The sequence below is a fragment of the Streptomyces longispororuber genome (genome assembly GCF_024448165.1).
Classification (GTDB): Bacteria; Actinomycetota; Actinomycetes; order Streptomycetales; family Streptomycetaceae; genus Streptomyces; species Streptomyces longispororuber_A.
Window position 1 is genome coordinate 1 of sequence record NZ_JAMOLN010000331.1, and the last position, 7,549, is coordinate 7,549.

The 7,549-nt window shown below is 72.7% G+C and carries 7 protein-coding genes; 3 read left to right on the top strand and 4 right to left on the bottom strand.

Annotation, left to right across the window (positions count from 1 at the left end; translation table 11 throughout):
• The 4 genes from M4J07_RS45585 to M4J07_RS45600 all read right to left on the bottom strand — a co-directional run.
• A partial coding sequence (locus M4J07_RS45585; RefSeq protein ID WP_255982853.1) for a GNAT family N-acetyltransferase occupies positions 1-448 on the bottom strand: 448 nt, incomplete at its 3' end.
• A 26-nt stretch (positions 449-474) separates the two neighbouring features.
• Positions 475-876, bottom strand: a complete 402-nt coding sequence (locus tag M4J07_RS45590; protein WP_255982855.1) for a RidA family protein — start codon at positions 874-876, stop codon at positions 475-477.
• 37 nt (positions 877-913) lie between these two features.
• The gene (locus M4J07_RS45595) at positions 914-2,491 is read right to left on the bottom strand and encodes an alpha/beta hydrolase (protein ID WP_255982858.1); all 1,578 of its coding nucleotides are present in this window, start codon (positions 2,489-2,491) and stop codon (positions 914-916) included.
• Positions 2,492-2,617: 126 nt separating this feature from the next.
• Positions 2,618-3,676 carry an Rv2578c family radical SAM protein gene (locus M4J07_RS45600; RefSeq protein WP_255982860.1) on the bottom strand — a complete coding sequence of 353 codons (1,059 nt, stop codon included), beginning with the start codon at positions 3,674-3,676 and terminating at the stop codon, positions 2,618-2,620.
• 158 nt (positions 3,677-3,834) lie between these two features.
• On the opposite strand from M4J07_RS45600, the gene M4J07_RS45605 reads away from it, so the two are divergent.
• The 3 genes from M4J07_RS45605 to M4J07_RS45615 form a co-directional block, all read left to right on the top strand.
• Positions 3,835-4,278, top strand: coding sequence for an SRPBCC family protein (locus M4J07_RS45605; RefSeq protein WP_255982862.1), 444 nt, complete (start codon positions 3,835-3,837; stop codon positions 4,276-4,278).
• A 200-nt stretch (positions 4,279-4,478) separates the two neighbouring features.
• The gene (locus M4J07_RS45610) at positions 4,479-6,902 is read left to right on the top strand and encodes an MFS transporter (protein WP_255982864.1); all 2,424 of its coding nucleotides are present in this window, start codon (positions 4,479-4,481) and stop codon (positions 6,900-6,902) included.
• Between the two features lie 263 nt (positions 6,903-7,165).
• Positions 7,166-7,549 (top strand): PAS domain S-box protein (locus M4J07_RS45615; protein ID WP_255982866.1); only part of this gene is annotated, 384 nt, incomplete at its 3' end.

The following is a 7,549-nucleotide window of genomic DNA, read 5'->3' on the forward strand; positions in this document are numbered from 1 at the left end:
GGGCCCCGCCCACCTCGTACGCCTCACGGGCACCGTCCGGCGTGAACCCGGCCCGCGCGTAGAACCGGCGGGCCCGCGCGTTCCCCTCCACGACCCACAGCCGCATCACCGCGTGACCGGCGGCCCCGGCCCCGGCCAGACACGCCGCCATCAGCGCACGCCCGACGCCGGTCGACAGATGGTCCGGGTGGGCGTACAGCGCGTACAACTCGGCCTCGCCGGGCGGTACGTCGCGGTCGCGGGACGGTCCGTGGCAGGCCCAGCCGACCACCGTGCCGGACCGCTCCGCGACCAGATCGCCGCCGCGGCCGAACCGTTCGCGCCGGCGTGCGGCGTCCCGGGCCACGCTCATCGCGTCGAGGTACGTCTGCGGCATCAGTCCGGCGTACGCGAACTGCCAGCCCCGCACCCGCACTTCGGCCACCGCGTCGCAGTCGTCGAGCGTCATCGGCCGGATCAGCGGCGCCGCCGACGTCACTGCGGCACGACCGCGAACGCCTCGATCTCCATCAGGAACTCCGGGCTCACCAGAGCCGCCACCTGGACCGCCGACGCCGCCGGGAGCCGGGCCGGGTCGAGGAACTCGTCGCGGGCGGTCCGGACCGCGGGCATCCAGGCGATGTCCGTCACGTAGTACGTCAGCTTCACGACATCGTCGAACCCGGCCCCGGCGGACGCGAGGCAGCGCCGCAGGTTCTCGAACACCTGGCGCGCCTGCGCGTGCGGGTCGCCGCGGCCGACCAGCTCGCCCTTCTCGTCGAGTGCGAGCTGGCCGGACACGGCGATCAGCCGGCCCGTGCCCATGACCACGTGGGTGTACGCGGTGGCCGGTGCGACGCCGTCGGGGGCCGGTATGCGGGTGAGGTGAGTCGTCATGCGGTCATCCTCACCCACCCCCGTCCCGCACCGGGGATCAGCCCCTGTACCCCAGGAGGCCGTGCAGCTCGGTGCCGTCGGAGGGATCCGTGGCCGCCTTGGTCGTCAGCGGCTTCGGGTCGGGCAGCTTCGCGCAGACCGCGTCGATCTCGCCACCGCTGCGCGGCACGTCGCCGGACGCCAGATAGGCCGACAGGTACCGGTCCAGGCAGGCGTTGCCGCTGAGCGTGATGCCGTGGTTGCCGCCGCCCTGCTCGACGACCAGGCTCGAACCGCGCAGCAGCCGGTGGACCGCGGCGCCGCCCTCGTACGGGGTCGCCGCGTCGTCGGTGGCCTGGAACAGCAGCACCGGCGGGACGGCGGAGTTGGCGACGTCCGCCGGGTGCAGGGACCGCGTCGGCCAGAACGCGCACGGCGCGTTGTACCAGGCGTTGTTCCACGTGGAGAACGGCGCCTTCTCGTGCGCCCGCCAGTTGTCGTCGCGCCACTGGTTCCAGTCGCGCGGCCAGTGCGCGTCACGGCACTGGACGGCCGCGTAGACGCTGTACCCGTTGTCGCCGGCGGCGTCGACCGCGGCGAAGGTCTCGTACGCCTCGACGAGCGGATCGGCGTCCTTGTCGTTCACGTAGGCCGCGAACGCCTCGGCCAGGTGGGGCCAGTAGCCGTTGTAGTAGCCGCCGGGCAGGAACGTGTCCTCCAGTTCCGCGGCCCCGACCTTCTTCCCCGCGGGCTTCCTCGCGAGCGCGTCCCGCATCCGGTACCACGCGGCCTCGACCTTCGCGGGGTCCTTGCCGAGCCGGTACGTCGCGTCGTGCTTGGCCACCCAGGCCAGGAACGCCTGGTGGCGGGCGTTGAAGGCGTAGTCCTGGCCCATGTTGTCCTGGTACCAGACGCCGGTCGGGTCGACGATCGAGTCGAGGACGAAGCGCCGCACCCGCTCGGGGAAGTACTTCGCGTAGACCGCGCCCAGGTACGTGCCGTACGAGTAGCCGAAGTAGTTCAGCCGTTTCGCGCCGAGCGCCGCGCGGATCGCGTCCATGTCCCGGACCGCGCTGACCGTGTCGATGTACGGCAGGAGGTCCGCGTACTTGTCGGCGCAGCTCTGCGCGAACGCGGCCGCCCGCTTCAGGTTGGCGTCCTCGATCGCCCCGGAGGAGGGGACGCTCGGCGGGCGCACCGGCGCGAAGTGGCCGGGCTTGCAGTCCAGGGCGGGGCGGCTCGCGCCGACGCCGCGCGGGTCGAAGCCGATCACGTCGTACTGCGCCGCGACCTTCGCCGGCAGGCTCGACGCGACGAACCCGGCGAGGGTGAGCCCGCTGCCGCCGGGGCCGCCGGGGTTCACCAGGAGCGGGCCCTGGGACGTCTTCGCCGTGTGCGGGACGCGGGAGAGGGCCAGCGTGATCTGTCGGCCGCGCGGTGCGGCGTGGTCGAGCGGCACCTGCAGCGACCCGCACTGCAGCGTCGGGTAGTCCTTCGTGCCGCACTTCTTCCAGGAGACGGTCGTGTGCGCGGCCGGGCGGGCCGGCCCGGCGTCGGCGCCCATGGCCGGGCCGGTCGCGAGCGTGCCTGCGGCCAGGGCGGCGATGCCGCACAGGGCTACGGCGCGTTTCTTCATGGGGCCTCCCAGGACGGAGGTGGGTTCGGGGCCGTGAGTCCACGGCCCCCGGCCGCATCGTCCCCGAAACCCTGCCCGGAAGAATCCGTTCTGCCGGAAGTTGACCCGATTGTGCGCAACGGCTGTTCAGAGCAGGGACAGCTGGGTCGGCCCGGGCTCGACCGGCGCGGGGGCGGCCGCCCGGACCCGGCGCGCGGCGCCCGCCCGGGAGGGTCCGATCCCGAACTCCTCGGCCAGCTCGTGCACCTGCCGGGTCACCCGCCGCTGGTACCACTTCGGGGCGTAGGCGCCCTCGGCGTACAGCCGCTCGTAGCGCCGCACCAGATACGGGTGGTGCCGGCCGAGCCACGTCATGAACCACTCGCGGGCCCCCGGCCGCAGGTGCAGCACGAGCGGTGTCACCGACGTCGCGCCGGCCCGGGCCACCGCCCGCACCGTGGCCCGCAGCTGGTCGGGGTGGTCGCCGAGGAACGGGATCACCGGCGCCATCAGGACCCCGCAGCCGATCCCCGCGTCGGTCAGCGCCCGGACGACGTCGAGCCGCCGCTCGGGCGCGGGGGTGCCCGGCTCGACGGTGCGCCACAGCTCCTGGTCCACGAAGCCAACCGAGACGGAGATGCCGACGTCCGTCACGTCGGCCGCCTGGCGCAGCAGCGGCAGGTCGCGCAGGATCAGCGTGCCCTTGGTCAGGATGCTGAACGGGTTCGCGTGGTCGCGCAGCGCCTCGATGATGCCGGGCATCAACCGGTAGCGGCCCTCGGCCCGTTGGTAGCAGTCCACGTTCGTGCCCATCGCGATGTGGTCGCCGTGCCAGCGGCGCGAGGCGAGGTGGCCGCGCAGCAGCTGCGGCGCGTTCACCTTCACCACGATCTGGCTGTCGAAACCGAGGCCCGTGTCGAGGTCGAGGTAGCTGTGGGTGTTGCGGGCGAAGCAGTAGACGCACGCGTGGGTGCAGCCCCGGTACGGGTTGACGGTCCACTCGAACGGCATCCGGGACGCCCCGGGCACCCGGTTCACGATCGACCGGGCCCGGATCTCGTGGAACGTCACTCCGGCGAACTCGGGGGTGTCGACGGTGCGGCGCACCACCGCGTCCGCGCCGAACAGCGCGGCGTCGGGCGCCCGGCCGTGGTCGGCCCGGTCGTCCGTGGGGCCCGTCGGGTCCGTGAGGTTCTCCCAGCGCATGACGCCTCCTCGGTAGCACTGGCCACACAATAGAACACATGTTCCCTTGATCGTGCGGACCCTCCGGTGATCCCCGCCCGGACCCGGATTTGGTGGCAGGTACGGGGGGTGGTTGGCTTGGGCGAGCCCCTGAGGAACCAAGTGCTGGAGGAAGAGTCATGGCGCAGGTCGAGGCCACCACGGAACGGGTCGTCGCCGCGAAGCCGGACGACGTGTTCGACGCCCTCGCCGACTACAACGGCACACGCGAGAAGCTGCTGCCCGAGCACTTCAGCGAGTACGAGGTCCGCGAGGGCGGCGACGGCGAGGGCACCCTCGTCCACTGGAAGCTCCAGGCGACCAGCAAGCGCATCCGCGACTGCCTGCTCGAGGTGAGCGAGCCGACCGACGGCGAGCTCGTCGAGAAGGACCGCAACTCCTCGATGGTGACGACGTGGCGGGTGACCCCGGCGGGCGACGGCCGGTCACGGGTCGTCGTCACGACCGTGTGGAACGGCGCGGGCGGCATCGGCGGCTTCTTCGAGAAGACCTTCGCGCCGAAGGGGCTCGGCCGCATCTACGACGCCGTCCTCGCCAAGCTGGCCACCGAGGTCGAGAAGTGACCGCGTGGAACTGACACGCGCACACTGATCTGCCGCTCACCGTTTCGAGTGGTTTTCGTTTCGCGCCGGTTGTACGCCGTAGGGCTCCGACCGGCGCGTTCGTCGATGAAACCCGTCTGAACAGCGAATCGTCGCGCTTGCCCCCCGTTGTCGCGCAATGCGAGAAATGGGCGGCGCAAGGGCGACGAGGGGAGCTGCAGGTGGGCACGACGACGCTGGTGACCGAGTCGGTCGGGGGACCGGTGACGGCCCCCGTGCCGGAACCGGCCACCCCGGCCGAGCCCCAACGGGCCGAGGCGCCACCGCAGTTGCCCGGCGACGGACTCAGTCCGCGGCGCGTCCGGATGGTCTTCGTCGGTCTGATGCTCGCGCTGCTGCTCGCCGCGCTGGAGCAGATGATCGTCGCCACCGCGCTGCCGAAGATCGTCGGCGAGCTGCACGGCCTCGACAAGATGTCCTGGGCGATCACCGCCTACCTCCTGACGTCCACCATCGGCCTGCCCATCTACGGCAAGCTCGGCGACCTCTTCGGCCGCAAGGGCGTCTTCCAGTTCGCGATCGTCGTCTTCGTCATCGGCTCCGCACTCGCGGGCCGGGCGCAGAGCATGGACCAGCTCATCGCGTTCCGCGCCGTCCAGGGCGTCGGCGCGGGCGGCCTCATGATCGGCGTGCAGGCGATCATCGGCGACATCGTGCCGCCCCGCGAGCGCGGCCGCTACATGGGCCTGATCGGCGCCGCGTTCGGCCTCGCGTCGGTCGCGGGACCGCTGCTCGGCGGCTACTTCACCGACCACCTCTCGTGGCGCTGGTGCTTCTACTTCAACGTGCCGTTCGGCCTGCTCACCCTCGCGGTCACCGCCGTCGTCCTCAAGCTCCCCAAGCCGCAGAAGAAGGCCCGACTCGACGTCCTGGGCGCCCTGTTGCTCGCCGCGGCCTCCACCTGCCTGGTCCTGCTGACCAGTTGGGGCGGCACCGAGTACGCGTGGGGCGACCGCGTCATCATCGGGCTCGGCGCCGGAGCCGTCGCCTCGGCCGCGCTGTTCGTCCTCGCCGAGAAGCACGCCGCCGAGCCGATCATCCCGCTGCGCCTGTTCCGCGACTCCGTCTTCAACCTCAGCGGCCTGGTCGGCATGGTCGTCGGCGTCGCGCTGTTCGGCGCGGCCAGCTACCTGCCGACGTTCCTGCAGATGGTCGACGGCGCCTCGGCCACCGAGTCGGGCCTCCTGATGCTCCCCATGATGGGCGGCGTCGTCGGAGCGTCGATCGTCTCCGGACAGCTCATCAGCCACACCGGCCGCTACAAGCTCTACCCGATCCTCGGCGGCGCCCTGTCCACGCTCGGGATGTACCTCCTGTCCCGCCTCGAAGTGGACACCCCGCGCCTCGAGTACAGCGTCTACATGGCGGTGCTCGGCGCCGGCATCGGCCTGATCATGCCGGTGCTCGTGCTCGCCGTGCAGAACTCCGTGCGCGCCGCCGACCTCGGCACCGCCACCAGCGCCAACAACTACTTCCGGCAGATCGGCGGCAGCGTCGGCGCCGCGATCTTCGGCACCCTCTTCGCCGACCGGCTCGCCGACTCCCTCGCGGACCGGCTGCCGACCGGCGGCGAGCTGCCCGACGCCGAGTCGATCACCCCGCAGCTCGTGCACGCGATGCCCGAGGCACTGCGCGCCCCGTACATCGAGGCGTACGCCGACGCGATGCCCCGCATCTTCCTCTACTTGGTGCCGGTCCTGGTCCTGGGCCTGCTCCTCGCCTTCTTCCTCAAGGAGACCCCTCTCTTGTCCAGCGCCGCCCCCTCCTCGCCCTCGTCCCCGGTCGAGCACCCCGTCGTCCCGCAGCAGGAGCGGGTGTCCTACGCCGCCGGAGTCCCGGTCTGCGGAACGGTGCAGCACTCCGACGGGACCGCCGTGCCGCGCGCCGCGCTCACCCTGATCGACGTCGGCGGCACCCAGATCGGGCGCGGCGCCAGCGGCGAGGACGGCCGGTACGCCCTGTCGACGCCCGGCACCGGTTCGTACGTACTGATCGCGGCGGCCGGCGGGCACCAGCCGCAGGCCGTCACGGTGACCGTCGGCGAGCGGCCCGTCGAGCTGGACGTGGTGCTCGGCGGCGCGGGCCGGCTCGCCGGCTGCGTGCTGACCGCCGACGGAACTCCCGTACGGGAGGCCACCGTCACGCTGACGAACGTGCACGGCGAGGTCGTCGCCACCACCCGCAGCGGACGCGAGGGCGGCTACGTCATCACCGAGCTGGTGGCGGGCGAGTACACCCTCGCGGCGAGCGCCCCCGCGTTCCGCCCCGCCGCGCTCCCGGTGACCGTGATGGCCTCCCGGGAGACCCGCCAGGACGTGGAGCTGGCGGGCGGCGCGGTGCTGCGCGGGACGGTGCGGGCCAGTGGCGGGCGGCCCGTGGAGGACGCCCGGGTCACCCTGCTCGACGCGGCGGGCAACGTCGTCGACACGCTGACCACGGGCCCGGACGGCACGTTCCGGTTCGTCGACCTGTCGTCGGGCGAGTACACGGTCATCGCGGCGGGCTACCCTCCGGTCGCGACCGTGCTTCAGGTCGCGGGAGGCGGCCGTACGGAACGTGACCTCCAGCTGGGCCACGAGGACTAGGGCCTGTCAGGGGCGCGGGGAACTGCGCGAGCAACCCACGACAAGCCGCGGACGCCTCTGCCCGGTCGATGAGCAGACGCGTCCGCGGCATTTCTGTGGGTGCTCGCGCCCCGCGGCGGAGCCGCTGATCGACACGGCCCGCGCCTCTGGGCGGGGGCGCGCCCAATTCATGGGTAAGCGCCTCCCGTTGAGCGGCGGAGCCGTACCGTGGAGAGAGGCGGCGCGCATCCCCCCGGCGCGCCGGGAGGGGAAGGAGCGCGGTGATGCACGGCACCGGTCGGCCCCCGCAGGCCCGCGTTCCGCTGGCGGTCGTCGTGATCGACCAGGCGGGCCGCGTCTCGCACTGGAGCACCGGCGCCCGCCGGCTCTTCGGCCCGGCCAGGGACGACGCGGTGGGCCGCCCCGCGACCGACCTGATGCCCGTGTCCGGCGCTCTCCCGGACCGGCGGGATCCCACCGACCCCGCCGCGCACGGCGCGTACGACCTCGCGGGACACGATCTGGAGGAGTCGCTCGGCGGACAGGCCTCCTACCCGGCGGCGGGTCGCGCCAGGCTCGACACCAGCGCGGGGCCGCAGAACCGGATCGACGTGCTGTGGTGGGCGTATCCGCTGGTGGGCCCCGGCCCCGAGCGGATGCTGGTGCTC

Bases quoted from the DNA above. Each gene is read 5' to 3' on its own strand.
- M4J07_RS45595 (WP_255982858.1), bottom strand. From the start codon at position 2,491: ATGAAGAAACGCGCCGTAGCCCTGTGCGGCATCGCCGCCCTGGCCGCA.
- M4J07_RS45600 (WP_255982860.1), bottom strand. From the start codon at position 3,676: ATGCGCTGGGAGAACCTCACGGACCCGACGGGCCCCACGGACGACCGG.
- M4J07_RS45590 (WP_255982855.1), bottom strand. From the start codon at position 876: ATGACGACTCACCTCACCCGCATACCGGCCCCCGACGGCGTCGCACCG.
- M4J07_RS45605 (WP_255982862.1), top strand. From the start codon at position 3,835: ATGGCGCAGGTCGAGGCCACCACGGAACGGGTCGTCGCCGCGAAGCCG.